General features: G+C 72.7%; 20 protein-coding genes. 12 read left to right on the top strand and 8 right to left on the bottom strand.

Annotated features, from left to right (window positions below; all coding sequences use genetic code 11):
- Positions 1-94 precede the first annotated feature (94 nt).
- Both ACW69E_RS17345 and ACW69E_RS17340 read left to right on the top strand, forming a co-directional pair.
- Positions 95-1,147: an LLM class F420-dependent oxidoreductase gene (locus ACW69E_RS17345; RefSeq protein ID WP_457499148.1), complete on the top strand. Its 1,053-nt coding sequence runs from the start codon at positions 95-97 to the stop codon at positions 1,145-1,147.
- 300 nt (positions 1,148-1,447) lie between these two features.
- Positions 1,448-2,359 carry a ferritin-like domain-containing protein gene (locus ACW69E_RS17340; RefSeq protein WP_457499147.1) on the top strand — a complete coding sequence of 304 codons (912 nt, stop codon included), beginning with the start codon at positions 1,448-1,450 and terminating at the stop codon, positions 2,357-2,359.
- Here the strand turns inward: ACW69E_RS17340 and corA are convergent.
- Positions 2,337-3,329, bottom strand: a complete 993-nt coding sequence (gene corA / locus ACW69E_RS17335) for a magnesium/cobalt transporter CorA (RefSeq protein ID WP_457499155.1) — start codon at positions 3,327-3,329, stop codon at positions 2,337-2,339. The genes ACW69E_RS17340 and corA overlap by 23 nt on opposite strands.
- A gap of 86 nt (positions 3,330-3,415) precedes the next feature.
- Between corA and ACW69E_RS17330 the strand changes: the two genes are divergently transcribed.
- The 4 genes from ACW69E_RS17330 to mshC all read left to right on the top strand — a co-directional run bounded on the left by ACW69E_RS17330 (position 3,416) and on the right by mshC (position 7,120).
- On the top strand, positions 3,416-4,120 hold the full coding sequence (locus ACW69E_RS17330; protein ID WP_457499146.1) for a histidine phosphatase family protein: 705 nt from the start codon (positions 3,416-3,418) through the stop codon (positions 4,118-4,120).
- 87 nt (positions 4,121-4,207) lie between these two features.
- A complete protein-coding gene (locus ACW69E_RS17325; RefSeq protein ID WP_237881809.1) occupies positions 4,208-4,798 on the top strand; it encodes a DUF3090 domain-containing protein in 591 nt (196 codons plus the stop codon).
- A complete protein-coding gene (locus ACW69E_RS17320) occupies positions 4,762-5,712 on the top strand; it encodes an SCO1664 family protein (protein ID WP_457499145.1) in 951 nt (316 codons plus the stop codon). The genes ACW69E_RS17325 and ACW69E_RS17320 overlap by 37 nt, the downstream gene beginning before the upstream one ends.
- 178 nt (positions 5,713-5,890) lie before the next feature.
- A complete protein-coding gene (mshC, locus tag ACW69E_RS17315; RefSeq protein WP_457499144.1) occupies positions 5,891-7,120 on the top strand; it encodes a cysteine--1-D-myo-inosityl 2-amino-2-deoxy-alpha-D-glucopyranoside ligase in 1,230 nt (409 codons plus the stop codon).
- A gap of 91 nt (positions 7,121-7,211) precedes the next feature.
- On the opposite strand, the gene ACW69E_RS17310 is transcribed toward mshC, so the two are convergent.
- From ACW69E_RS17310 to ACW69E_RS17290, 5 genes are all read right to left on the bottom strand, one after another.
- Complete coding sequence (locus ACW69E_RS17310; RefSeq protein WP_457499143.1) at positions 7,212-8,291, bottom strand: PAC2 family protein; 1,080 nt, start codon at positions 8,289-8,291, stop codon at positions 7,212-7,214.
- Positions 8,292-8,523: 232 nt separating this feature from the next.
- Positions 8,524-10,143 carry an FAD-dependent oxidoreductase gene (locus tag ACW69E_RS17305; protein ID WP_457499142.1) on the bottom strand — a complete coding sequence of 540 codons (1,620 nt, stop codon included), beginning with the start codon at positions 10,141-10,143 and terminating at the stop codon, positions 8,524-8,526.
- Positions 10,144-10,148: 5 nt separating this feature from the next.
- Entirely contained in the window at positions 10,149-11,666 is a 1,518-nt protein-coding gene (gene glpK, locus ACW69E_RS17300) for a glycerol kinase GlpK (RefSeq protein WP_457499141.1), read from the bottom strand.
- A gap of 70 nt (positions 11,667-11,736) precedes the next feature.
- On the bottom strand, positions 11,737-12,525 hold the full coding sequence (locus ACW69E_RS17295) for an MIP/aquaporin family protein (protein ID WP_457499140.1): 789 nt from the start codon (positions 12,523-12,525) through the stop codon (positions 11,737-11,739).
- 385 nt (positions 12,526-12,910) lie between these two features.
- A complete protein-coding gene (locus tag ACW69E_RS17290; RefSeq protein ID WP_457499139.1) occupies positions 12,911-13,675 on the bottom strand; it encodes an IclR family transcriptional regulator in 765 nt (254 codons plus the stop codon).
- Between the two features lie 223 nt (positions 13,676-13,898).
- Between ACW69E_RS17290 and metH the strand changes: the two genes are divergently transcribed.
- From metH to ACW69E_RS17270, 4 genes are all read left to right on the top strand, one after another.
- On the top strand, positions 13,899-17,453 hold the full coding sequence (gene metH / locus ACW69E_RS17285) for a methionine synthase (protein ID WP_457499138.1): 3,555 nt from the start codon (positions 13,899-13,901) through the stop codon (positions 17,451-17,453).
- Between the two features lie 100 nt (positions 17,454-17,553).
- Entirely contained in the window at positions 17,554-18,378 is an 825-nt protein-coding gene (locus ACW69E_RS17280; RefSeq protein ID WP_457499137.1) for an HAD family hydrolase, read from the top strand.
- Between the two features lie 387 nt (positions 18,379-18,765).
- Entirely contained in the window at positions 18,766-20,364 is a 1,599-nt protein-coding gene (locus tag ACW69E_RS17275; RefSeq protein WP_457499136.1) for an ABC transporter substrate-binding protein, read from the top strand.
- 92 nt (positions 20,365-20,456) lie between these two features.
- Positions 20,457-22,049 (top strand): ABC transporter substrate-binding protein, encoded by a 1,593-nt coding sequence (locus tag ACW69E_RS17270; RefSeq protein ID WP_457499135.1) that lies wholly within the window; start codon positions 20,457-20,459, stop codon positions 22,047-22,049.
- Positions 22,050-22,152: 103 nt separating this feature from the next.
- Here the strand turns inward: ACW69E_RS17270 and ACW69E_RS17265 are convergent, their stop codons facing one another.
- Positions 22,153-22,824 (bottom strand): response regulator, encoded by a 672-nt coding sequence (locus tag ACW69E_RS17265; RefSeq protein WP_457499134.1) that lies wholly within the window; start codon positions 22,822-22,824, stop codon positions 22,153-22,155.
- A gap of 96 nt (positions 22,825-22,920) precedes the next feature.
- The gene (locus ACW69E_RS17260; RefSeq protein WP_457499133.1) at positions 22,921-23,913 is read right to left on the bottom strand and encodes a RecB family exonuclease; all 993 of its coding nucleotides are present in this window, start codon (positions 23,911-23,913) and stop codon (positions 22,921-22,923) included.
- A 2-nt stretch (positions 23,914-23,915) separates the two neighbouring features.
- Here ACW69E_RS17260 and ACW69E_RS17255 point away from each other — a divergent pair, with 2 nt between their 5' ends.
- Together ACW69E_RS17255 and ACW69E_RS17250 are read left to right on the top strand one after the other, a co-directional pair.
- Positions 23,916-25,232, top strand: coding sequence for a site-2 protease family protein (locus ACW69E_RS17255; RefSeq protein WP_457499132.1), 1,317 nt, complete (start codon positions 23,916-23,918; stop codon positions 25,230-25,232).
- A gap of 124 nt (positions 25,233-25,356) precedes the next feature.
- Positions 25,357-26,256: a tRNA (adenine-N1)-methyltransferase gene (locus tag ACW69E_RS17250; protein ID WP_457499131.1), complete on the top strand. Its 900-nt coding sequence runs from the start codon at positions 25,357-25,359 to the stop codon at positions 26,254-26,256.
- Positions 26,257-26,303: the final 47 nt, after the last annotated feature.

Below are 26,303 nucleotides of genomic sequence, written 5' to 3'. Positions count from 1 at the left end.
TGCGCGTGGGTGGAGTCACGGGCGTTGAGAGTACTTGCGGCCGCGCGCTAGAGTCCCGGCGACGGGCACGTTACCGATCGGTAAGGGGACGCGGATGAGGCTCGGGATCAACCTCGGTTACTGGGGCGCCGGGATGGACGCCGACAATCTCGCGGTCGCCCAGGAGGCCGACCGGCTGGGCTACTCCGTGTGCTGGGCCGCCGAGGCCTACGGATCGGACGCCCCCACCGTCCTGGCCTGGGTGGCGGCCCAGACCGAGCGGATCGACGTCGGCTCGGCCATCTTCCAGATCCCCGCCCGCACCCCCGCCATGACGGCCATGACCGCCGCCACCCTCGACGCCCTCTCCGGCGGACGCTTCCGCCTGGGTCTGGGCGTCTCCGGACCGCAGGTGTCCGAGGGCTGGTACGGGGTGCGGTTCGACAAGCCGCTCGCCCGCACCCGCGAGTACGTGGAGATCGTCCGCAAGGCGATGTCCCGCGAGCGGCTGACCCACTCCGGTGAGCACTGGACGCTGCCGCTGCCCGACGGCCCCGGCAAGCCGCTGAAGCTGACCGTCCACCCCGTCCGCGAGCGGATCCCGCTGTACATCGCCGCCATCGGCCCGAAGAACCTGGAGCAGACCGGCGAGATCGCCGACGGCGCCCTGCTGATCTTCTTCGCCCCCGAGCACGCCGAGGAGACCACGCTCGGCGCCCTGCGGGCCGGACGCGAGAAGGCGGGCCTGACCATGGAGGGCTTCGACGTGGTGCCCACCGTGCCGCTGGCCGTCGGCGACGACATCGACGCCCTGGCCGACACCTTCCGCCCGTACACCGCGCTGTACGTCGGCGGTATGGGCAGCCGCAGGCAGAACTTCTACAACCGGCTCGCCGGGCGCATGGGGTACGAGAAGGAGGCCGCCGAGATCCAGGACAGGTACCTGTCCGGCGACAAGGAGGGCGCCGCGGCCGCCGTGCCCCGGCAGCTCATCGACTCCACCACGCTGCTCGGCCCCGTCGAGCGGATCGCCGACCGGATGCGGGCCTACGCCGAGGCCGGGGTGACCACCCTGTCGCTGGCGCCGGCCGGCTTCACCCTGGAGGAGCGCATCGCCGCGCTGCGGGCCGGTGTGGAGGCCCTGGAGCGGTCCGGGGCCGCCTCCTGAGGGGCCGTCCCCCGTCCGCTTTCGCCTGTCCCGCCCCCGCCGTGAACGCCGCGCGGGGTGCGACCGGACGGCTCGGTCCGGTCGCACCCCGCGCCGGGGCGTGTCCACGGCCGTGGTGGGGGCTCGGGGGTCCTCCCCGCCACGGCCGTCCCCCGGCACAACGGCGCGGAGCCGCCGGGGTTACGCCCGGCGCGGCGGACACGTCCGTTCGGCGCAGGGGAGGGGGTGAGCTGTTGCCGCCGCCCGCCCGCACCGGTTGACTCGGACCTCTGCGGATACGTCCACGGAAGGTGTCGGGCCATGCTGCGCAGAAGGGACCCGGTGCGGGAGGTCCTCGACGACGACGCGTCCTTCCGGCTGCTGTGCTCGCTGGCCGTCGCGGCCCAGGCGCGCAACGGCCGGGAGAACCGCCGGATCGCCGCCCTCGTCCCCCAGGGCCGCCGCGGCCTCGCCCCCGCCATGGCCCGGTACGGCGAGATTCAGGAGCGGCACGCCCGGCTGCTGACCGGGTTGCTGGCCGCCTGCGGTCTGGAACCGGCCGAGGTGCCCCCCGAGGCGGACCACGCCGCCCTCCTGGAGCGGCGGGGGAGCTGCACGGCACACGCCCGGATGAGGTGCGGGCAGCCACTGAGCGAGCGGGACGTCCTGGCCCACCTCGCCCACGGGCACGCGGCCTCGGCCCGTGCCACCGCCTGGCTCGCCCGTCTTGCCGGGCACGCCTTTGTCCGCCCCGGGGTCGGCGAGGCGGTCCGGGAGGTCTTCTGCGCCGAACGGGAGTACCTGGCCTGGTGCCGGGAGGGGATGCTGGGCTTCGCCCGCGCCGGCCATGTCGCCGCCGTCGAGCTGGTGCTCAGGGAGAACGCGCTGGCGGAGGCCCGTGCCCATCGCGACGCCGCCCTCGCCGTCCTGGCCCGCACCGGTCATCTGCTGGACTGGAGCATGGCCAGGTCGGTGGTGCTGGAGGGAGGTGTCCAGGCCCGGTACGTCCGCGAGCGGCTGGTCGCCCGGCGCCGTGCCGTGCGCCTGGACCCGCTGCCCGAGCTGCCTGGACTGTCGGAAATGCGGACCGGACCGGAACCCGGGCCCCGGCGCGAAACGGTGCGGGACGACCCGGGCGCCGGGCCCGGCGCGGAGTCCGGAAACGACGCGGAGCCCGGGACCGGGACGCGTACCCCGTCCGGGGACGCGGCTACAGCCAGCCCCGGCGCTTGAAGAGCCGGTAGAGGCCGGCGCTCACCGTGACCATCAGCACCACCACCCCCGGATAACCCAGCGGGTGGGCCAGCTCGGGCATGTGGTCGAAGTTCATGCCGTACACCCCGGCGATCATGGTGGGCACCGCCGCCATGGCCGCCCACGCCGAGATCTTGCGCATGTCGTCGTTCTGCCGGACGCCCACCTGCGCCAGGTGGGCCGACAGGATGTCCGACAGCAGCCGGTCCAACGCCTCCACCTGCTCGTTCGCCCGGGTCAGATGGTCGCTGACGTCGCGGAAGAACGGGCGCGAGTCGTCGTGTACGAACGGTACGCCGATGCCCGCCAGCCGCTCCATCGGCTCCGCCAGCGGCCCGGTGGCCCGGCGGAACTCCAGCACCTGGCGCTTGAAGGCGTAGATGCGGCCCGCCGTGGTGCCGCGCGCGGTCCCGCCGGGGGTGAAGACCTCCTCCTCCAGCTCCTCCAGGTCGGCCTGCAACTCGGCGGCCACCTCCATGTAGTGGTCGACCACCGCGTCGCTCACCGCGTACATCACGGCCGTCGGACCGTGCTGCAGCACCCCCGGGTCGCGCTCCAGCCGTTCGCGCACCGAGCCCAGCGGGTTGGTCGCGCCGTGCCGCACCGACACCACGAAGGAGTCGCCGAGGAACAGCATCAGCTCCCCGGTGGCCACCGTGCCGGCCGCCTCGTCGTAGTCCACCGGCTTGAGCACCAGGAACAGCGAGTCCTCGTAGACCTCCAGCTTGGGCCGCTGGTGGGCCGACAGGGCGTCCTCCACCGCCAGCGGGTGCAGCCCGAACTCCCGGGAGACCTGGCCGAACTCCTCCTCGGTGGGCTCGTGCAGCCCGATCCACACGAAGGCGTCGCGGTCCACGCGGGCCGCCCGGAAGGCCTCGGCGAGACCGGACGGGTCCCCGGTGCGGCGCCCGTCCCGGTAGATCGCACAGTCCACAATCACACCCACGATTCTCCCCCGCCGGCCCGGCGGCCGCCCGGCCGGCCTCCGGGCCCCGCCCCTACTCGGTCCCGCCGCCCTCGCCTACGCTGGCTGCCATGCCCACGCTGCTCCTCGTCCGGCACGGCCGGTCCACCGCCAACACCTCCGGACTGCTGGCCGGGCGCACCCCCGGCGTCGAGCTGGACGAGCTCGGCGCCGCCCAGGCCGCCGCCCTCCCCGCGCGCCTGGCGGCGCTCCCGCTGGCCGCCGCCGTCCACAGCCCGCTGGAGCGCTGCCGACAGACCCTGGCGCCGCTGGCCGCCGCCAGGCCGGATCTGCCGCTGCATACCGAGGAGCGCGTCGGCGAGTGCGACTACGGCGACTGGACCGGCCGCAAGCTCGCCGAGCTGAACGAGGAGCCGCTGATGGCCACCGTCCAGCAGCACCCCTCGGCCGCGGCCTTCCCCGGCGGCGAGACGATGCGCGGTATGCAGGCCCGGGCGGTGGAGGCCGTGCGGGAGTGGAACGAGCGGATCGAGCGGGAGCACGGGCCGGACGCCACCTATCTGGTGTGCTCGCACGGCGACATCATCAAGTCGCTGGTCGCCGACGCCCTCGGCATGCATCTGGACCTCTTCCAGCGCCTCCACGTCGAGCCCTGCTCGGTCACCGCCATCCGCTACACCCCGTTGCGCCCCTTCCTGCTGCGGCTGGGCGACACCGGCGACCTCGCCTCGCTCGCCCCGCGCGAGGCGGACGCCGCGCACGGCACGCCGCAGGCGGGCGGCGACGGCGGGGCGGTCGTCGGGGGCGGCGCCTGACACGGTGGCGGGTGCGGTGGTCGGCACGGTGATCGCCGGGCGCAGTAGGGTGCCAGTGTCCCAGCAGTCGACCGATGGAGCAGGAACGTGTCCCGTCAGGTGTTCCTCTACGACCCCCCGGAACGCTTCGTGGCCGGCACGGTCGGGCTGCCTGGCCGCCGGACGTTCTTCCTCCAGGCGTCCGCGGCCGGCCGCACCACCAGCGTCGCCCTGGAGAAGGCGCAGGTCGAGGCGTTGGCCGAGCGCATAGACGAACTCCTGGACGAGGTCGTGCGGCGTACCGGCGGCAGCGCCCCGGTCCCGGCCGTCGCGCCCGCCGAGACGGCCGACAACGCCCCTCTGCGGACTCCGGTGGAGGAGGAGTTCCGGGTCGGCACCATGGCGCTGGCCTGGGACGGCGAGGACGAGTGCGTGATCGTGGAGGCGCAGGCCCTCGTCGAGATCGAGGCCGACTCCGACGAGGACCTGGCCGAGGCCGAGGAGAGGCTGCTGAGGGACGACGAGAACGGCCCGCCGGTGCTGCGCGTGAGGATCAGCGGCACCATGGCCCGGGCCTTCGCCAAACGCGCCATGGAGGTCGTCAAGGCCGGCCGGCCGCCGTGCCCGCTGTGCAGTCTGCCGCTCGACCCGGAGGGACACGTATGCCCGCGCCAGAACGGATACCGCCGCGGCCTGTGAGGCCGGAGGCGGACCTCGGCGGCGCACCGCCGGCCGAACTGCTGGCCCGCGGTGAGCTGACGGTGCGCGGACGCCTCGGCGGCGCCTCCAACACGGTGCTGTACTGCACGGTCGCCGAGGCGGGCGGGGACGGCGGGCGGGAGGTGCCCTGCGTCTACAAACCGGTGCGCGGGGAGCGCCCGCTGTGGGACTTCCCCGACGGCTGTCTCGCCCGGCGCGAGGTGGCCGCCTACGAGGTCTGCGAGGCCCTGGGCTGGCATCTGGTGCCGCCGACCGTGCTGCGCGACGGCCCGTACGGCGAGGGCATGTGCCAGCTGTGGATCGGGCCCCGACCGGACGGGGCGCAGGAGCCGCACGGAACACAGGAACAGGACGGGGCACACGAGCAGGACGGGCGGGAGGAGCCGGAAGGCGGTGGCGGGCCCGCCACCGCGGAACTGCTCGCGCTCGTGGAGGAGGGGGAGCCGGGGCCGGGCTGGAAACCCGTCGTCCCGGTCGGCGCGGGCGGGGACCGCACCGCGCTGCTGGTGCACGCCGACGATCCCCGCCTGCGCCGGCTGGCCGTCCTGGACGCGGTGATCAACAACGCCGACCGCAAGGGCGGGCACCTGCTGACCGGCGCGGACGGGGAGCTGTACGGCATCGACCACGGTGTGACCTTCCACACCGACGACAAGCTGCGCACCCTGCTGTGGGGCTGGGCGGGCGAGCCGCTGCCCGGGGAGGCGCTGGAAGCGCTGCGCGGCCTGTCCGCCGCACTGGCCGGCGGCGGGCCGCTCGCCACCCGGCTGACCGAACTGATCACTCCCGCCGAGCTGGACGCCCTGCGCAAGCGGACCGACGCCCTGATCGCAGCCGGCCGCCACCCGCTGCCCGGCGGCGACTGGCCCGCGATCCCCTGGCCGCCCGTCTGATCCGCCCGTCCGGTCCGCCCGTTCCCTCTGTCCGGTCCGTCCCTCCGCCCGGCCGCCCGTGCGGAGATCGGACCGGCGACGCCCCGTCAAGCGGGCCACACTGGCCGCGGCATCCGGTTCAGGCCATTGAGCGCATCCCGTTCGTGGAGGGCACAGCGTGCCGGTTACGCTCATGACCATGCATGCCTGGCCCGCTTCCGAGGTGCCCGCCCTGCCAGGTCAGGGCCGAGACCTCAGCCTCCACGACACCGCGACCGGCGGACGGGTGACCCTCGCCCCCGGTCCCGTCGCCCGCATCTACGTCTGCGGCATCACGCCGTACGACGCGACCCACATCGGGCACGCGGCGACCTACAACGCGTTCGACCTCGTGCAGCGCGTGTGGCTCGACACCAAGCGGCAGGTCCACTACGTGCAGAACGTCACCGACATCGACGACCCGCTGCTGGAGCGGGCCGTCGCCACCGGTGAGGACTGGACGGCGCTGGCCGAGCGCGAGACGGCCCTCTTCCGCGAGGACATGACCGCCCTGCGGATGCTTCCGCCCAGGCACTACATCGGGGCCGTGGAGTCCATACCCGGGATCGTCCCCGTCATCGAGCGGCTGCGGGAGACCGGCGCCGCCTACGACCTCGACGGCGACGTCTACTTCTCCGTCGCCGCCGACCCCCACTTCGGCGAGGTCTCCGGTCTGGACGCCGAGACGATGCGGCACCTGTCGGCCGAGCGCGGCGGCGACCCGGACCGCCCCGGCAAGAAGAACCCGCTCGACCCGCTGCTGTGGATGGCCGCCCGCGAGGGCGAGCCCTCCTGGGACGGCGGCTCGCTCGGCCCCGGCCGCCCCGGCTGGCACGTCGAGTGCGTCGCCATCGCCCTGGACCACCTGGGCATGGGCTTCGACGTCCAGGGCGGCGGCTCCGACCTGGCCTTCCCCCACCACGAGATGGGCGCCTCGCACGCGCAGGCGCTCACCGGTCAGCACCCCTTCGCCCGCGCCTACGTCCACGCCGGGATGGTCGCCCTCCACGGCGAGAAGATGTCCAAGTCCAAGGGGAACCTGGTCTTCGTCAGCGCGCTGCGCCGCGACGGCACCGACCCGGCCGCCATCCGCCTGGCCCTGCTGGCCCACCACTACCGCGCCGACTGGGAGTGGACGGACGCCGTCCTCGACGAGGCGGTGGCCCGGCTCGGGCGCTGGCGGGCGGCCGTCTCCCGGCCCGACGGTCCGCCGGCCGACGCGCTGGTGGAGGAGATCCGCGCCGCCCTCGCCGACGACCTCGACGCCCCCGCCGCGCTGGCCGCGGTCGACCGCTGGGCCGAGCGCCAGAACGCGGAGGGCGGTACGGACACCGGCGCGCCCGGCCTGGTGTCACGGGCCGTGGACGCCCTGCTGGGCGTCGCGCTCTGAACGTCCGGCCGCGTGACGGAAGGCGTCGGAGGCGCCCGCCGAACGGCGGGCGCCTCCGACGCCTCGTACCGTGCCGCCGTGCGCTGTCCGCTCAGCCGCTCTTCTCCGGGCCCTGAGGGCCGCCCTCTCCGCCGTCCCCGCCTTCCGAGCCGCCCTCCGGGCCGCCGCCCCCGTCCTCGGGGCCCTGCGTACCGTGCTCCGGGCCGCCCTCCGGCGGCTCCGGCGACCTGGCCGGACGGGTGCGCCCCCCGGCCGAGGTGTCGCGCAGATACGTACCGCCCTCGGCGGCCGTACCGCCCCCGGCGTGGCCGCCGGGCTGGCCGTCCCGCCGCCGCAGATAGCGCTCGAACTCCTTGGCGATCGCCTCGCCCGACGCCTCCGGCAGCTCCGCGGTGTCCCGGGCCTCCTCCAGCGACTGCACGTACTCGGCCACCTCACTGTCCTCGGCGGCGAGCTGGTCCACGCCCAGCTGCCAGGCCCGGGCGTCCTCCGGCAGCTCGCCCAGCGGGATCCGCACGTCCAGCAGGTCCTCCAGACGGTTGAGCAGGGAGAGGGTCGCCTTCGGGTTGGGCGGCTGCGAGACGTAGTGCGGCACCGCGGCCCACAGGCTCACCGCCGGTACGCCCGCGTGGCCGCACGCCTCCTGGAGGATGCCGACGATGCCGGTGGGGCCCTCGTACCGGGACTCCTCCAGATCCATCGTGCGGGCCAGGTCCGGGTCGGAGGTGACGCCCGTGACCGGGACCGGCCGGGTGTGCGGGGTGTCCCCGAGCAGCGCGCCGAGCACGACGACCATCTCCACGCCCAGCTCGTGGGCGAACCCCAGGATCTCGTTGCAGAAGGACCTCCAGCGCATGCTCGGCTCGATACCGCGCACCAGCACCAGATCACGGGCGCGGCCCCGGCCGTCGGCGTCGCCGACCCGTACCACCGACAGGCGGGTCGTCGGCCAGGTGATCCTGCGCACACCGCCCTCCAGCCACACCTGGGGGCGGTTGACCTGGAAGTCGTAGTAGTCCTCGGCGTCCAGCGCCGCGAACACCTCGCCCTTCCACTCCCGCTCCAGATGCGCGACCGCGGCGGAGGCGGCGTCACCGGCGTCGTTCCAGCCTTCGAACGCGGCCACCATGACCGGGTCGACCAGCTCGGGAACTCCCTCGAGCTCGATCACCCAGTGCCTCCTTCCGGCCGACCGGAGCACTCGCTCCGTACCGGCTGACGTTCCATTACCGTGCGGGCCCAGCCTACGGCGTGACCGTGCCCGCGCCGCAGCCATGGCACTCCTTCCCGGGCCGTGCGGCGGTGATCCGTCCGGATACCGCCGCAGCCACCACGGCGCGCGGGCCCGTACGGCGGGCGGCAGGCCGCGCCGTACGGGCCCGCGGAGCACCGGGGCGCGGGGATCAGGACCGGCGCCCCTCCAGCACCTTCGCGACCTTGGCGCGGACCTCCTCGGTGTCCAGACCGCGGACGGTCAGCGTGGTGCGGCGGCGCAGCACGTCGTCCGCCGTCGCGGCCCACTCACGGTCGCGGGCGTAGACGACCTGCGCCCAGATCTCCGGGGCGTCCGGATGGACGCGCTGGCCCAGCGCCGGGTCCTCGTGCACCAGGCGGGCGATGTCGAACGCCAGCGCCCCGTAGTGGGTCGCCAGGTGCCTGGCGGTCAGCGGGTCGAGCCGGGTGCCCGGCTCGCGGTCCACCAGCAGCCGGTGGGCGACCGCGTCCGGATTGGCCACCCCCGGCAGCGGCACCCGCCGCACCAGCTCGGAGACCGGCACGGCGTCCTCGGCGAAACCCGTCCGCGCGGTGCCCGGCAGCGCCGCCAGCTTCCGCAGGACGGTGCGGCCGATGTGCCGGTAGGTGGTCCACTTGCCGCCCGCGACCGAGAGCATCCCGCCGCGGCCCTCGGTGAGGACCGTCTCCCGCCTGGCCGACTCCACACCGCCCGGACCGCCGGGCAGCACCCGCAGGCCCGCGAAGGCGTAGGTCACCAGATCCGGCGAGAGCTGCTCGTCGCGTACGGAGAAGGCGGCCTCGTCCAGGATCTGCCGGACGTCGGCGTCGGTGGCCGACACCTGGGCCGGGTCGCCCTCGTAGGCCTCGTCGGTGGTGCCCAGCAGCAGGTGGTCCTCCCAGGGGAGGGCGAAGGTGATGCGGTACCTGTCGACGGGCGTGGCCAGCGCCGCCCGCCACGGCGCCGTACGCCTCAGCACCAGGTGCGCGCCCTTGGACAGCCGGACGCTGGGCGCCGCGCCCGCGTACTCCATCCGCCGCAGGTGGTCCACCCACGGTCCGGTGGCGTTGAGCACCAGCCGGGCGTCCACCTTGAACTCCGTGCCGTCCAGCCGGTCCTTCAGCTCCGCGCCGGTGACCCGGCCGTGGGTGAAGCGCAGACCGGTGACCTCGGCGTGGTTGAGGACGACCGAGCCGGAGTCCACGGCGGCGCGGACGGTCATCACCGCCACCCGGGAGTCGTTCATCTGGTGGTCGCCGTAGACCGCGACCGCCTTGAGGCCCTCGGTGCGCAGCGCCGGGTTGTCGGCGGCGGCCTTCGCCGGGGAGATCAGCCGGCCCACCCCGTCGCCGAAGGCGGACAGGGCGGAGTAGGCGAAGACGCCGGCGCCGAGCTTGGCCGCGCCGTGCGGGCCGCCCCGGTAGACCGGCAGGTGGAAGGTGAGCGGGTTGACCAGGTGCGGGGCCACGTCCTTGGCCAGCACCCGCCGCTCGTGGTGGTTCTCGGCGACCAGCCTCACCGCGCCGGTCTGCAGGTAGCGCAGCCCGCCGTGGACCAGCTTGGAGGAGGCGGAGGAGGTGGCGCCGGCGAAGTCGCCGGCGTCCACCATCGCCACCCGCAGCCCCGACTGCGCCGCGTGCCAGGCGACCGAGGTCCCCAGGATGCCGCCGCCGACGACCAGCAGGTCGAAGACCGCGCCGTTCAGCACCTCCCGCCTCTCGGCACGGCCCGGGTCCGGGCCGGCGGCCGGGTGCGCCCCGAGGGTGGGGGCGCTTTTGAGGGTGTTCATACGGATCAGTTCTCCTCTTCGAGCCAGCCCATGGTCCGTTCCACGGCCTTGAGCCAGTTCTTGTACTCGCGTTCGCGTACGTCGGCCTCCATCCGGGGCGTCCACTCCGCGGCCCGCCGCCAGTTGGCGCGCAGGGCCTCGGTGTCCGGCCAGAAGCCGACGGCCAGGCCGGCCGCGTAGGCGGCGCCCAGGCAGGTGGTCTCGGCGACCATCGGCCGGACGACCGGGGCGTCCAGGACATCGGAGATGCACTGCATCAGCAGGTTGTTGCTGGTCATGCCGCCGTCCACTCTCAGGGCGGTCAGCTCGACGCGGGAGTCCTTCTCCATCGCGTCGACGATCTCGCGGGTCTGCCAGGCCGTCGCCTCCAGCACCGCGCGGGCGATGTGCGCCTTGGTGACGTAGCGGGTCAGGCCCGCTATGACGCCCCGGGCGTCGGAGCGCCAGTAGGGGGCGAACAGCCCGGAGAAGGCGGGGACGAAGTAGGCGCCGCCGTTGTCCTCGACCGAGCTGGCCAGCGTCTCGATCTCGGCGGCGCTGTTGATCAGGCCCATCTGGTCGCGCATCCACTGAACCAGCGAACCGGTGACCGCGATCGATCCCTCCAGCGCGTACACCGGGTCCTGGTCGCCGATGCGGTACCCGACGGTGGTCAGCAGGCCGTTGTAGGAGTTGACGGCCTCGGAGCCGGTGTTGAGCAGCAGGAACGTACCGGTTCCGTACGTCGACTTGGCCTCGCCCGGCGAGAAGCAGGTCTGGCCGAACAGCGCGGCCTGCTGGTCGCCCAGCGCGGAGGCCACCGGCACGCCCGCCAGTGCTCCGCGGGCCTCGCCGTAGACCTCGGCTGAGGAGCGGATCTCGGGCAGCACCGCCATGGGCACGCCGATGGACTCGCAGATGCGCGGGTCCCAGTCCAGGGTGCGCAGATTCATCAGCAGGGTGCGGGAGGCGTTGGTGACGTCCGTGACGTGCACGCCGCCGTCCGTACCACCGGTGAGGTTCCAGATCACCCAGGAGTCCATCGTGCCGAAGAGGATCTCGCCGGCCTCGGCGCGTTCGCGCAGCCCTTCGACGTTGTCCAGCAGCCAGCGGATCTTCGGGCCCGCGAAGTAGGAGGCGAGCGGCAGGCCGGTCTCGCGGCGGAAGCGGTCCTGTCCGACGTTGCGGCCCAGTTCCCGGCAGAGCGCGTCGGTGCGGGTGTCCTGCCAGACGATGGCGTTGTGCACCGGCTCGCCGGTGGCCCTGTCCCACAGCAGCGTCGTCTCGCGCTGGTTGGTGATGCCCAGTGCCCGTACGTCCTCGCGCGTGATGCCCGCCCTGTCCAGGGCCTCGGCGATCACCTCCTGGACGTTGGCCCAGATCTCGGCGGCGTCGTGCTCGACCCGGCCGGGCTCGGGGAAGATCTGCTCGTGCTCCTTCTGGCCGACCGAGACGATGCGGCCGTCCCGGTCGAAGACGATGCAGCGGCTGGAGGTGGTGCCCTGGTCGATGGCGGCGATGAACTCGCGGCGGATGTCGCTCATGTCGGGGTGCTCCAAGGATGGGCGGCGGGATGGCGCCGGGGGATCGAGGGGAGTGGGGGCGGGGAGGACGTCAGGCGAACGCGAGCCGGTAGAGGAGGCCCGCGAGCGCTCCGCCCAGCAGGGGGCCCGCCACCGGGACCCAGGCGTAGCCCCAGTCGGACCCGCCCTTGTTGGGCAGTGGGAGCAGGGCGTGCACGATGCGCGGTCCGAGGTCGCGGGCGGGGTTGATCGCGTATCCGGTCGGGCCGCCCAGGGAGAGGCCGATGCCGACGACGACCAGGGCGGTGACGAGGACGCCGGTGCCGGACAGGGCCAGCCCCTCGGTGAGGCCCTGGGTGAGGATGGCCAGGACCAGTACGGCGGTGGCGATGGCCTCGGTGGCCGTGTTCTGCACAGGGCTGCGGATCTCGGGGGCGGTGGAGAAGATCCCGAGCACCGGGCCGGGAGCGTCGGAGCGCTGCCGGTCGGCGGCGGCCGTGGTCTGGGCGCCGGGGCCGCCGACGACCTCGCGGTCGGTCAGATGCGCCAGGAACTGGCCGTAGTAGGAGATCCACACCAGGGCGGCGCCGGCCATGGCGCCGAGCAGCTGGCCGGCGAAGTAGACGGGCACCTTGCCCCACTCCCCGCTCTGCACGGCGATGCCCACGGTGACCGCCGGGTTGAGGTGGGCGCCGGAGAGGCCCAGGGAGATGTAGGCGGCGGTGAGGACGGCGAATCCCCAGCCGAAGGTGATGGCGACCCAGCCGGCGCCGGCGGCCTTGGATCTTCTGAGCGTGACGGCGGCGCAGACGCCGCCACCCAGCAGGATCAGGACGGCGGTGCCGATGACCTCGCCCAGGAATATGTCGGAGCTGGACACCCGCGACTCCTTTGCTCTTGTCCGGAGGGAGCCAGATGGAAGAAGTGGGGGAGGCGGACCGAGTTCCGTTCGCTGTTCGACATTGTCGACCGCCGAACGGCAGTTTTACCTCAGTCGAACATCTCGTCAAGGGCGTGGGCGGCGGATCGTGACGGCGGGCACGGGTCACACGGCCGAAACCGTGCGAAAGCGACCGGACGGGACCGGGTGGGCGAGGTTGGGTGCGGGGCGCCCCCGGACACTGCCCATGGGTGACCGCTCCGAACCGGGCGGAGTTCCGAATCGAACAAATAATGTGCCAAGTAGATGAACGGACTTCCGGTGTCGACGGGCCGGTACGAACGGGGCGGGCCGGTGCGGGCGGAACGACGTGGGGAGCGACGGGTCAGAAACGGCCCGCGCCCAGGTCGCGCGAGACCGCCCGCGCGCAGTCCCGTACGGCCGCCACCAGCCGCGGCTGTATCTCCCCGTCCGCGCACACCCGCTCCACCGCGCCGGTGACGGCCACGGCGCCCACCGGCATCCGCCGCCGGTCGTGCACGGGGGCGGCGATGGAGGCGACCCCCTCCCAGGTCTCCTCGACGTCGGCGGCCCAGCCGCGGGACCGGGTCAGCTCCAGGACCTCCTCGAACGGCTCCGGATCGGTGATCGTGTGCGCGGTCAGCGCCTCGCGCCCGGAGTCCATCGCCTCGCTGTGGGCCACCGGGTCGTACGCCGCCAGCACCTTGCCCAGCGCGGTGCTGTGCAGTGGCTGCATCGCACCCACCTCCAGTACCTGCCGGCTGTCGTCGGGGCGGAAGACGTGGTGCACGATCAGCACGCCCTGCTGGTGGAGCACCCCCAGGTAGACGCTCTCTCCGCTGGAACGGGCCAGGTCGTCGGTCCACACCAGGGCGCGGGCCCGCAGCTCGTGGACGTCCAGGTAGCTGTTGCCCAGCCGCAGCAGCTCCGCACCCAGCTGGTACCTGCCCGAGGCGGGGTCCTGCTCGACGAAGCCCTCCTGCTGGAGGGTGCGCAGCAGGCCGTGGGCGGTGCCCTTGGCCAGGCCCAGGGTGGAGGCGATGTCGGACAGCCCGAGGCGCCGCTCGCCTCCGGCGAGCAGTCGCAGCACCGCCGCCGCCCGCTCCAGCGACTGGATGGTCCGGGCCATCGCGCACCTCTCCTCTGTTCGCTTCTCTCGGTGGGCCGGAAGACGGCATTCGACAATGCCGAACGCTATCGGATCATGCCGATGCCGCGGTAGCCGTCCGATGCCCGAAGTCCACGCCTCGGAACACCTGCGGCTCTCACGGTGCCGACAGATACCCTGGCCGGGTGCGCTTCCCGATGGAAGACGCAAAGCCGACAGCCGTCGCATCTCTGGGAGCCCTTCCATGGCAGCTTCGCCGACCCCGCACGACCTCGACCCGACGCCGACCGCCGGACCCGCCCTTGCCGGCACGTCGAAGACCCCCCGCGCCGACGCCCTGCGTGAGGCGTTGTCCTCGCGGGTGGTGGTGGCGGACGGGGCGATGGGCACGATGCTGCAGGCGGCCGATCCGTCGCTGGAGGACTTCCAGCGGCTGGAGGGCTGCAACGAGGTCCTCAACGTCACCCGCCCCGACATCGTGGCCTCGGTGCACGAGGCGTATCTGGCGGTGGGTGTGGACTGTGTGGAGACCAACACCTTCGGTGCCAACCACGCGGCGCTGGCGGAGTACGACATCGCCGACCGGGTGTGGGAGCTGTCCGAGGCCGGGGCCCGGGTGGCGCGGGAGGTGGCCGACGCCTTCACGCAGCGCACGGGGCGGCAGCGGTGGGTGCTGGGGGCGATGGGGCCGGGCACCAAGCTGCCCACCCTCGGCCATGTCGAGTACCGCACGCTGCGGGACGCCTATCAGCGCAATGCCGAGGGTCTGCTGGCGGGCGGGGCGGACGCGCTGCTGGTGGAGACCACCCAGGACCTGCTGCAGACCAAGGCGGCGGTGCTGGGGGCGCGCCGGGCGCTGGACGCGGCCGGGTGGTCGGTGCCGGTGATCTGCTCGGTGACGGTGGAGACCACCGGCACGATGCTGCTGGGCAGTGAGATCGGGGCGGCGCTGACGGCGCTGGAGCCGCTGGGCATCGACATGATCGGGCTGAACTGCGCCACCGGTCCGGCGGAGATGAGCGAGCACCTGCGGTATCTGGCCCGTCACTCCCGCGTTCCGCTGTCCTGTATGCCGAACGCGGGGCTGCCGGAGCTGACCGCCGACGGTGCGCGCTATCCGCTCACGCCGGGCGAGCTGGCGGATGCGCAGGAGTCGTTCGTGGCCGAGTACGGGCTGTCGCTGGTGGGCGGGTGCTGCGGGACGACGCCGGAGCATCTGCGGCAGGTGGTCGAGCGGGTGCGTGGGGCGGCGCCGGCGGGGCGGGAGGTGCGGCCGGAGCCGGGGGCGGCGTCGCTGTACCAGGCGGTGCCGTTCCGGCAGGACACCTCGTATCTGGCGATCGGGGAGCGCACCAACGCCAACGGGTCGAAGAAGTTCCGCACCGCCATGCTGGAAGGGCGGTGGGAGGACTGCGTGGAGATCGCGCGGGAGCAGATCCGCGAGGGCGCGCACATGCTGGATCTGTGCGTGGACTATGTCGGGCGTGACGGTGTGGCGGACATGGCCGAGCTGGCCGGGCGGCTGGCGACGGCCTCCACGCTGCCGATCGTGCTGGACTCCACCGAGCCGGCCGTCATCGCGGCGGGGCTGGAGAAGCTGGGCGGCCGTGCGGTGATCAACAGTGTGAACTACGAGGACGGCGACGGGCCCACCTCCCGGTTCGCGCGGATCACGGCGCTGGCCCGGGAGCATGGTGCGGCGCTGATCGCGCTGACCATCGACGAGGACGGGCAGGCCCGCACCGCGGAGCACAAGGTGGCCGTCGCCGAGCGGCTGATCGCGGATCTGACGGGAAGGTGGGGCATTCGGGAGGAGGACATCCTCATCGACTGTCTGACGTTCACCATCTGCACCGGCACCGAGGAGTCCCGGCGGGACGGGGTGGCCACCATCGAGGCGATCGGTGAGCTCAAGCGGCGGCATCCGGCCGTGCAGACCACGCTGGGGCTGTCGAACATCTCCTTCGGTCTGAACCCGGCCGCGCGGATGGTGCTCAACTCCGTCTTCCTGCATGAGTGCGTCAAGGCCGGCCTGGACTCGGCGATCGTCCACGCCTCCAAGATCCTGCCCATCGTGCGGATCCCGGACGAGCAGGTCCAGGTGGCGCTGGATCTGATCTACGACCGGCGGGCGGAGGGCTACGACCCGCTGCAGCGGTTCCTGTCGCTGTTCGAGGGCGTGGACACCAGGAGTGTGCAGGCATCCCGGGCCGAGGAGCTGGCGGCGCTTCCGCTGGAGGAGCGGCTCAAGCGGCGGATCATCGACGGGGAGCGGAACGGCCTGGAGAAGGATCTGGATGAGGCGCTGGCCGAGCGTCCGGCGCTGGACATCGTCAACGACACCCTGCTGGCGGGCATGAAGGTGGTCGGGGAGCTGTTCGGCTCCGGGCAGATGCAGCTGCCGTTCGTGTTGCAGTCGGCCGAGGTGATGAAGACGGCCGTGGCCTATCTGGAGCCCCACATGGAGAAGGTCGAGGGCGAGGAGGGCAAGGGCACGATCGTGCTGGCCACGGTGCGCGGAGACGTGCACGACATCGGCAAGAACCTGGTCGACATCATCCTGTCCAACAACGGCTACACCGTGGTCAACCTCGGGATCAAGCAGCCGGTGGCGGCGATCGTGGAGGCGGCCGAGGAGCACCGGGCGGATGTGATCGGCATGTCCGGGCTGCTGGTGAAGTCCACCGTGATCATGAAGGAGAACCTGCAGGAGCTCAACGCCCGCGGTCTGGCCGCGAGGTATCCGGTGATCCTGGGCGGGGCCGCGCTGACCCGCGCCTACGTCGAGCAGGATCTGCACGCCCTCTACGACGGGGAGGTCCGCTATGCCCGGGACGCCTTCGAGGGGCTGCGGCTGATGGACGCGCTGATGGGCGTCAAGCGCGGGGTGCCGGGCGCGAAGCTGCCGGAGCTCAAGCAGCGCCGGGTCAAGGCGGCGGCCGTCCAGGTCGCCGAGCCGGCCGAGGCCGGCCCGGTGCGTTCGGACGTGGCGGTCGACAACCCGGTGCCCGCCCCGCCGTTCCTCGGCACGCGGGTGGTCAAGGGCATTCCGTTGAAGGAGTACGCGTCCTGGCTGGACGAGGGCGCGCTGTTCAAGGGCCAGTGGGGGCTGAAGGCGCCGCGCACCGGGGACGGGCCCGGCTACGAGGAGCTGGTCGAGCGCGAGGGCCGCCCGAGGCTGCGGGGCTGGCTGGAGCGGCTGCACACCGAGAACCTGCTGGAGGCCGCGGTGGTCTACGGCTACTTCCCCTGCCACGCCGAGGGCGAGGATCTGGTGGTGCTGGCCGAGGACGGATCCGAGCGGTGCCGGTTCACCTTTCCCCGCCAGCGCCGCGGGCGCCGGCTGTGCCTGGCGGACTTCTTCCGCCCCAGGGAGTCCGGCCAGACGGACGTGGTGGGCCTGCAGGTGGTCACCGTCGGCTCCCGCATCGGCCAGGCCACCGCGGAGCTGTTCGCCGCGGACGCCTACCGCGACTACCTGGAGCTGCACGGCCTGTCGGTGCAGCTGGCCGAGGCGCTGGCCGAGTACTGGCACGCCCGGGTCCGCGCCGAGCTCGGTTTCGCCGGCGACGACCCCGACGCGATCGAGGACATGTTCGCCCTGAAGTACCGCGGAGCCCGGTTCTCGCTGGGGTACGGGGCCTGCCCGGACCTGGCCGACCGCGCCAAGATCGCCGAGCTGCTGCGGCCCGAGCGGATCGGGGTGAAGCTGTCCGAGGAGTTCCAGCTCCATCCCGAGCAGTCCACCGACGCCATCGTCCTCCACCACCCCGAGGCCAAATACTTCAACGCGCGATAGTTCGCAGCCCGACGTAGACTGATCTGTCCGGTACAGGCCGGTCGTCCGCATCCGTCAGATGCGGGCGACCGGCCTTCGCGTCCCCGTAGGAGGCACACGGATGACTCGTCCCCTTTCCCGCGCCGAGGTCCCGCCCGCCTTCGGCGGCAGCGCTCCGGCTCCCGTCTCCGCGCCCGTACGGCTCCCGGGCGGAGGGGGGAGACCGGCCGCGGTGGGCGCGTCCAGCGCCGCTTCGCCCGCCGCGTCCACCGTGTCCGGGGCCGCCGCGACCGGCCTGCAGGCCGTCCTGCTGGACATGGACGGCACGCTGGTGGACACCGAGGGGTTCTGGTGGGAGACGGAGGTCGAGGTGTTCGCCGAACTGGGGTACGCGCTGGCCGACGAGCACCGTGAGGTGGTGGTCGGCGGGCCGATGTCCCGGAGCGCGACCCATCTGATTCAGGCCACCGGGGCGGACATCTCCCTGGGAGACCTGACGGTGCTGCTCAACTCCAAGTTCATCGAGCGGGTCGAGCGCGGGGTGTCCCTGATGCCCGGTGCCCGGCGGCTGCTGACGGAGCTGGCCGCGCACGACGTGCCCGCCGCCCTGGTGTCGGCCTCGCACCGGCGGGTCATCGACCGGATGCTGGTCTCCCTGGGGCCGGAGCACTTCGCGCTGACCCTGGCGGGGGACGAGGTGGAGCGGACCAAGCCGCACCCGGATCCGTATCTGCTGGCCGCCTCGCGGCTGGGGGCGCACCCGGGGCGCTGCGTGGTGGTGGAGGACACCGCGACCGGTGTGGCCTCGGCGGAGGCCGCGGGCTGCCATGTGGTGGCGGTGCCGTCGGTGACGCGGATCGAGCCCGCGCACCGGCGCACGGTCGTGCCGTCCCTGGAGGAAGTGGATCTGCCTTTTCTGCACTCCCTGATCGCTTCCGCGTACTGAGCGTGCGCCGTTCGCTGCACGATGAATGCATCGAAAACCGTGAGCAGCGGGCCGTTCATTATCAGTGACGAATACCGTGGCCGAATTCCCGCTTTTCGCCTGGTGGTTGAACGCGTGACATTCATCACGCGGACCCGGGGTGCGAGGCGGGGGGTCGGGTGGCGGCAAGGGCGGTTGGCCCGTTTTCCGCGCGTCCATGTGTCCCGTTTGATGCCTACTCGCGTCGATCGCTCCGGCGTCCGGTTATCGGATCGCGTGACGGAGTTATCGGAGCGTGATAATTCCACGCCGGTGGCCCGGGGAAGTGACGGACCCCGCGGCTACTAATGTCTGTCTCCCGGCCGGAGAATTCGGCGACAACCCGGCTGGACGAGGAGACCGTCACCGATGAACCGCAAGACGCTGCTGCTGCCCGCCCTCGCGGGCCTGCTGGCACCGCTGGTCGTTGCATGCGGCAACGACAGTGCCGGCGGCGGAAACGGCGGAACGATCGTCGTCGGTACCACCGACCGGATCGAGGCCACGGCGAAGGCGCCCGCCCCGCTCGACCCCGCGGCGGTCTACGACGTCAGCACGTGGAACATCTTCCGCAACACCTTCCAGACCCTGCTGCGTCTGCCGCGGGCGGGCACCCAGCCGGAGCCGGAGGCCGCGCAGGAGTGCGGATTCGCCGACCAGCGCAGTACGCAGTACCGCTGCACCCTCCGCGAGGGGCTCACGTTCTCCAACGGGCACGAGCTGACGGCCGAGGACGTGGTGTTCTCCGTCAACCGCATGCTCGGCATCGACGACTCCGGCGGCCCCGCGTCGCTGCTGAGCAACCTCGACCGGGTCGAGGCGCCTTCCGGGGACAAGGTGGTCTTCCACCTCAAGAAGCCCGACGCCACCTTCCCCCAGAAGCTCGCCACCCCCGCGGCCGCGATCCTGGACAGCGAGGCCTACTCGGCCGACAAGCTCCACGAGGGGTACTCGCTCACCGGCTCCGGCCCCTACGTCCTGGAGTCCTTCGACGCCGAGGGCGGCCGGGCGGTCCTCGCCCGCAACGAGACCTACAAGGGCGACCTGGAGCTGCGGAACAACCGTGTCGAGCTGCGCTTCTTCGACGACTCCGAGGCCATGGAGAAAGCCCTGCGCGACGGTGAGATCGACGTGATGAACCGGAGCCTGTCGCCCGAGCAGATCGACCGGCTCGGGAGCGACAAGGGCGACGGCATCGACGTCGTCGAGATGTCCGGCCAGGAGATCCGCTACCTCGTCTTCGCCACCGACGACCCGGTCGTCGGCCGCAAGGCCGTACGCCAGGCCATCGCCCGGACCGTCGACCGCGGCGAGCTGGTGCGCGACGTGTACGCACGGACCGCCGAGCCCCTGTACTCCATCGTCCCCAGCGGGCTGACCGGCCACCACAACTCCTTCTTCAACGTCTACGGCGAGCCGGACGTCAAGGCGGCCCGCGCCGTCCTCGAACGCGCCGGCGTCGACACCCCGGTCGAGGTGGAGCTCACCTACACCACCGACCACTACGGCCCCGCCACCGCCGAGGAGTTCGAGGTACTGGCCGAGCAGCTCAACGACTCCGGACTGTTCCGGGCGAAGGTCAAGGGCGTGCCGTGGAAGACCTACCGGCCCGCCTCGGCCGAGCAGGAGTACGCGGTCTACGGCATGGGCTGGTTCCCGGACTTCCCGGACCCGGACAACTTCGTCGCGCCCTTCTTCGCCGAGGACAACTTCCTGGGCTCCCCGTACGAGAACAACGAGATCCGCGAACAGCTCATCCCGCGCACCCGGGTCGAGGAGCGGCGCGACAAGGCGGTCGACGACTTCGTCCGCGTCCAGGACATCGTCGCCAAGGAGGTGCCCGTGCTGCCGCTGTGGCAGGGCAAGCAGTACGTCGCCGCCCGCGACGGGGTCACCGGGGTGGAGTGGGCGCTCAACTCCTCCTCCGTACTCCAGTTGTGGGAGCTGGGCAGAAGCGTCCAGGACTGAGCTTCCTCCGCGCCGCCCCCGGTCGCGGGGGTGGCGCGGAGCTGTGTGAACGGGGGTTCAGAGAACGGCACACCACGGATGAGGATGCGAACGTGAGGAAAAGGGCCCGTTTCCGGGCGCTTGCGGTAGGTACGACCCTGGTCGCCGCACTGCTCACCGGCTGCGGTGACGAGCAGGGCACGAGCGCCGGGCAGGGGGAGCGGATCGTGATGGGCATGACCGACGAGGTCATGGCCGTCGACCCCGCCTCCGGCTACGACCCGGGATCCTGGCTGGTCTTCAACAACGTCTTCCAGTCGCTGCTCAGCTTCCCCAGGAACGGAGGCGAACCCCAGCCGGAGGCCGCGCGGAGCTGCGAGTTCACCGACGACGGCAGCCAGGTCTTCCGGTGTGTCCTCAAGGACGGGCTGAAGTTCACCAACGGCAACGCGCTCACCTCGAAGGACGTGAAGTTCTCCTTCGAGCGGACCCTGCGCATCGACGACCCCGACGGCCCGGCCGTGATGCTGTCGGGCATCGAGAAGATCGAGACCCCGGACGCGAGGACGGTCGTCTTCCGCCTCTCCTCGCCCGACGCCACCTTCCCGCAGAAGATCGCCTCCGGTGCGGGCTCGATCGTCGACCACCGCGCCTACCCGGCCGACGAACTGCGCACCGACGGCAAGGCCGTCGGCTCGGGCGTGTACCGGCTGGACTCCTACGGCGACAAGGAGGCCGTCTTCTCCGTCAACCCGGACTACGTCGGGCCCGCCGAGGTGAGGAACTCCGGTATGACCATGAGGCTCTTCCACGGCGACCAGGCGGCGCTGAAGGAGGCTCTGAGCAGCGGCGAGGTGGACCTGGCCTACCGCGGCCTGGCCATGGACGACATCGCCGACCTGGACGCGGCGGCGAGCGCCGAGAACGGGGTGGATGTCGTCGAGGGCACCAGCGCCGAGGTCCACCACCTGGTCTTCAACATGGAGCACCCGGTCACCGGCAAGCCGGGGGTGCGCAAGGCCGTCGCGCACCTGCTGGACCGCTCCACGCTGATCCGCGACGTCTACCGGCGCACCGCCGAGCCGCTGTACTCGATCGTGCCCGCCGGGATCACCGGCCACAACACGGCCTTCTTCGACGTCTACGGCAGCCGCCCGCAGCCGGCCAAGGCCAAGGCGGCTCTGCGCGCCGAGGGCATCACGGAGAAGGTGGAGCTGACCCTGTGGGCCACCCCCGTGCGCTACGGCCCCGCCACCGTCCGGGAGTTCGAGGAGATCGCCCAGCAGCTCAACGCCAGCGGCCTGTTCGAGGCCAAGGTCAAGAGCGTGGAGCTGGAGGAGTACGAGAAGGGCGTCGAGGCGGGCGAGTACGGGGTGTACGTCAAGGGCTGGGTCCCCGACTACCCCGACGCCGACAACTTCACCGCGCCCTTCTTCGGCGAGGACAACGTGCTGGGCAACGGCTACGACGCCGGGCGGATCACCTCCAGGCTGCTGCCGCGCACGGCCGCGGCGAGCGACCGCGCCGCCACCGTCGAGGACTTCGGCGAGATCCAGGACATCGTCGCCCGGGACCTGCCGATCCTGCCCGTCTGGCAGGGCAAGCAGTACGCCGTGGCGCACGAGGACATCTCCGGGCTGGAGTGGACGCTGGACGCCTCCACCGTCTTCCGCTTCTGGGAGATCGGCAAGGGCGGCGCGGGCTGACCCGCTCCCTCTCCGGCCGGCGCCGACGCCGGTGCGCCGCCCGCCGCCTCCCCGCGGCCGGCGGCGCACCGGCGTCTCCGGCGTCTCCGGCCCTGGATGTCCTTTACCGGTCGCCGGGGCGGACCAGCCCGCTCTCGTAGGCGTAGACGGCGGCCTGTACCCGGTCGCGCAGGCTCAGCTTGGTCAGCACATGGCCGACATGGGTCTTCACCGTCGTCTCGCTGACGAAGAGGTCCGCGGCGATCTCGGCGTTCGACAGGCCGCGCGCCACCAGCTTGAGCACCTCGACCTCGCGGTCGGTGAGCCTGCCCAGCGCGTCGGGCACCTCCTCCTCGCCCGAGGGCAGCTTCCCGGCGTACTTGTCCAGCAGACGCCGGGTGATGCTGGGGGCGAGCATCGCCTCGCCGGCCGCCACCACCCGGATCGCCTGCACCAGCTCGGCGGCCGGGGCGTCCTTGAGGAGGAAGCCGGACGCGCCCGCGCGCAGTGCCTCCACCACGTACTCGTCCAGGTCGAACGTGGTGAGCACCAGCACCTTGGCGGGGCCGTCCCGCTCCGGGCCGGTGATCTGCCGGGTCGCCTCCACACCGTCCATCCGCGGCATCCGGATGTCCATCAGGACCACGTCCGGCTGGAGGGCGCGCACCTGCTCCAGCGCCTGCAGGCCGTCCCCGGCCTCGCCCACCACGGCGATGTCGCCCTCGGCCTCCAGGATCATCCGGAAGCCGGTGCGCAGCAGCGGCTGGTCGTCGACCAGCAGGACGCGGATTGCCACGGGAACTCCTATCGGGAACGGGGGCTCGGCAGGCCCATTCTCGCCCAGCCGGCCGCGCCCCCCGCCCCCGGGAGGGGGCCCGGCCGGCCGCCGCCGTCAGGACCTCCCGCCGGCGCCCGTGCCACCGTCCGTGCCGCCGTGCCCGCCGCCGTCCGGATCCAGCGGCAGCCGGGGCTGGATCATCAGCGGATACGGCGGGGGAGTGCCCCCGAACTCCGGGCACAGCGCCTGGTGGGCGCACCAGCCGCACAGCGGGCCCGGCCTGGGCCGCCAGTCGCCGGTCTCGGTGGCCTGCCGGATCGCCTCCCACAGGGCCAGCAGCTTGCGCTCCACACCGCGCAGGTCGTTCTCGTCCGGGTCATAGGTGAGCACGTCGGTGCTGCCCAGGTAGACCAGCTGCAGCCGGCGCGGGATCGTGCCGCGCAGCCGCCACAGCACCAGGGCGTAGAACTTCATCTGGAACAGCGCCTCGGCCGCGTACTGAGGCCGGGGCGCCTTTCCGGTCTTGTAGTCGACGATGCGGACCTCGCCGGTGGGCGCCACGTCCACCCGGTCGATGATGCCGCGCAGCCGCAGCCCGGACTCCAGACGGGCCTCCACGAACAGCTCGCGCTCGGCCGGCTCCAGCCTGGTGGGGTCCTCCAGGGAGAACCACCGCTCGACCAGCTCCTCCGCCTGGGCCAGCCACCGCGCCAGCTCGGTGCCGTCGGCCGCGCCCTCGCCCGTGGCCGCCCGGCCCTCCTCCGTGAACAGCTCCGCCAGCTCCGGCCGCTTCGCCAGCAGCCGCTCCCACTCCCGCACCACCAGCGAGCGCGCCCGGCGTACGCTGCGCTCGGCGGCCGGGGAGTCGAACAGCCGCTCCAGCACCGCGTGCACCACCGTGCCCCGGGTGGCCGCGGGCGTCGGTTTCTCGGGCAGCCTGTCGATCACCCGGAAGCGGTACAGCAGCGGGCACTGCATGAAGTCGGCGGCCCGCGAAGGTGACAGGGAGTTGGGCGGCGAGGCGGGCGAGGACGCCTTGCCGGATGCCGGATGGGAGACCATGGACACGACCCTACGGCCCGCCACCGACACACCGCCGCTTACCATCGATGGCGTACCCCTTCGCACCCTCCCCGCACCACAAGGCCGCGGGGGCCGACCACCGGGTGCGAGGGCATCTTCTACGAGGGGAACCCGTGGCGGACACGGACAACGGCGGGCGGCCGGGGCCCGGCCCCGGTGAATCGGCGGACGGCAGGCCGAAGCGCCCGCGGGAGAGCGGCGGCGGCATCCTCATGGGCCGCCCCTTCGGCGTGCCCGTGTACGTGGCGCCGAGCTGGTTCGTCGTCGCCGCGCTGATCACCTGGGTCTTCGGGGGGCAGCTGGAGCGCGTGCTCCCGGAGCTGGGCGGCGCCCGCTACCTGGTGTCCCTGTTCTTCGCGGTGGCCTTCTACGCCTCGGTGCTGGTCCACGAGCTGGCCCACACCGTCGCCGCGCTGCGCTTCAAGCTCCCGGTGCGCCGCATCCAGCTCCAGTTCTTCGGCGGGGTGTCGGAGATCGAGAAGGAGAGCGAGACCCCGGGCCGGGAGTTCGTCCTGGCCTTCGTCGGCCCGCTGCTCTCCCTGGTGCTGTCGGGCGTGTTCTACCTGGGGCTGTTCGCCGTCGAGCCCGGCACCGTGCCCGCGGTGCTGCTGGCCGGGCTGATGGTCTCCAACCTCATCGTCGCGATCTTCAACCTGCTGCCGGGCCTGCCTCTGGACGGCGGCCGGATGCTGCGCGCGGTGGTGTGGAAGATCAGCGGCAAGCCGATGACCGGTACCGTCGCCGCCGCCTGGACCGGCCGTGCGCTCGCCGTCGCCGTCCTGATCGGGATGCCGCTGCTCAGCTACGCGGGGGGCTACGGCGCCGAGGAGGGCTTCGGTGGGGTGGACTCCATCACCGACGCCCTGCTCGCCGCGATCCTCGCCGCGATCATCTGGACCGGGGCCGGCAACAGCCTGCGCATGGCCAGGCTGCGCGAGCGCCTGCCCGAGCTGAGCGCCCGGGCCCTGACCCGCCGCGCCGTCCCCGTCTCCTCCGACACCCCCCTGTCGGAGGGCCTGCGCCGCGCCAACGAGGCCGGGGCCAGGGCCCTGGTGGTCGTGGACGGCCAGGGGGAGGCGGTCGCCCTCGTCCGCGAGGCGGCCATCGCCGGGGTGCCCGAGCACCGGCGCCCCTGGGTGGCGGTGAGCACCCTGGCCCAGGACCTCACCGAGGGCATGCGGGTGTGGGCCGAGCTGGCCGGTGAGGAACTGCTGGAACACCTGCGCGCCACCCCCGCCACCGAGTACCTGGTGGTGGAGGGGAGCGGCGAGATCTACGGGGTGCTGTCGGCCGGCGACGTCGAGCGGGCCTTCGTGGCGGCCATGGCCAAGCCCGCCACCTGACCTCCAGGGAACCCGGTCCCGCGCGCCCCGCCCGCCCGTCCGTCCGGGGCCTCCCGGGGGCGGGGGCGAGGAGGGACGGGCCTCGATTACGGCCGGAGGGCGTGCCTGGACTACCCTTGCCCCCATGTCCGAACCGACCGGTGCCGCCCGCCGTCGCGGGCCCTTCCAGGTCGGGGACCAGGTCCAGCTCACCGACCCCAAGGGACGCCACTACACCTTCACGCTCGAGGCGGGGAAGAGCTTCCACACCCACAAGGGAGCCTTCCCCCACGACGAGCTGATCGGTGCTCCCGAGGGCACGGTCGTCCGTACCACGGGAAACGTCGCCTACCTCGCGCTGCGTCCCCTGCTCCCCGACTACGTCCTGTCCATGCCGCGCGGCGCTGCCGTCGTCTACCCCAAGGACGCGGGGCAGATCCTCGCGATGGCCGACATCTTCCCCGGCGCGCGCGTCGTCGAGGCGGGCGTCGGCTCCGGCTCGCTGAGCACCTTCCTGCTGCGGGCCGTGGGCGACCAGGGCATGCTGCACTCCTACGAGCGCCGCGCCGACTTCGCCGAGATCGCGCAGGCGAACGTCGAGCGGTACTTCGGCGCCCCGCACCCGGCCTGGCGGCTGACCGTCGGGGACCTCCAGGACAACCTGTCCGACACCGAGGTCGACCGGGTCATCCTGGACATGCTCGCCCCCTGGGAGTGCCTGGAGGCCGTCTCCAAGGCCCTCGTCCCCGGCGGCATCCTGTGCGCCTACGTCGCCACCACCACCCAGCTCGCCCGCACCGTGGAGTCCATCCGCGAGCACGGCACCTTCAACGAGCCGGCCGCCTGGGAGACCATGGTGCGCACCTGGCACGTCGAGGGCCTGGCCGTCCGCCCCGACCACCGCATGATCGGGCACACCGGCTTCCTGCTCACCGCCCGCCGGCTCGCCGACGGGGTGGAGCCCCCCATGCGCCGCCGCCGCCCGGCCAAGGGCGCCTACGGGGAGGACTACAGCGGTCCGGGCAGCGGCTCCGGCCGCGGCTGAGACGGCTCTTTTCCGCCATCCGCGACCCACGACCCGCACCTGCCGCA

This window comes from Streptomyces sp. SS8 (genome assembly GCF_054072955.1).
Note: the sequence above shows the minus strand (reverse complement) of the source record. Positions and strands in the feature narration are given on the sequence as shown.